The sequence below is a fragment of the Oleiphilus sp. HI0128 genome (assembly GCF_001635365.1).
Map to the genome: position 1 here is coordinate 1 of NZ_LWGG01000896.1, position 908 is coordinate 908.

The following is a 908-nucleotide window of genomic DNA, read 5'->3' on the forward strand; positions in this document are numbered from 1 at the left end:
ACCATGGTATGAATTTCATCGATAAAGAGGATTATCTGCCCTTCTTGCTTACTCAGCTCATTAAGCACACCTTTCAAGCGCTCCTCAAATTCACCTCGAAACTTAGCCCCGGCAATCAATGCCCCCATATCCAAGGACAAGACTCTCTTATCTTTTAAGCCGTCAGGTACTTCACCGTTTACAATTCGTTGAGCTAAACCTTCGACAATAGCTGTTTTACCGACACCCGGCTCACCTATCAAAACGGGGTTATTCTTACGTCGACGTTGAAGAACCTGCACCGTGCGACGAATCTCATCATCACGACCAATAACCGGGTCCAGTTTTCCTTCTACGGCTCTAGCCGTCAAATCAACCGTAAATTTATCTAATGCCTCTCTATTTTCCTCAGCCCCTTGATCATTCACGCCATCACCTCCTCTCACCTGGTCAATCGCTTCTTCTAAAGCAGCTTTTTCTACCTTATAAGATTTCATCAAAGCGCCTAAAGCACCTTTATCACCAGTCGCAGCAAGTAAGACCATCTCACTTGAAATAAACTGATCGCCTTTTTTCTGCGCTAACTTATCAGCAATGTTCAGCATTCGCCCCAGGTCGTTGGACATATGCACATCACCGTCTGCACCTTCGACGGTCGGTAATTCATCAACCAGACGACCAAGCTCAGTTCTAAATTGTTTTACATCTACAGAAAGCTGTCTCAATAAGGCGGATACGCTGCCATTTTGGTCAATTAGAACCTGGATCAAATGCACCGGCTCTATAAACTGATGATCCTTTCCCAAGGCTATAGATTGCGCATCTGATATCGCAACCTGCAAACGGCTCGTCAAACGATCAATTCTCATAAGTTATCCCCCCGAAGGAATCAATAGTATCTAAGTTCAGTAAACTTCGTTATGACATAG

General features: G+C 44.5%; 1 protein-coding gene. It reads right to left on the reverse strand.

Annotation, left to right across the window (positions count from 1 at the left end; genetic code table 11):
- Positions 1 to 848, reverse strand: an 848-nt coding sequence (locus A3763_RS14370; protein WP_156495102.1) for a Clp protease N-terminal domain-containing protein, incomplete at its 3' end; no start/stop codon positions are given.
- Between the last annotated feature and the right edge of the window lie 60 nt (positions 849 to 908).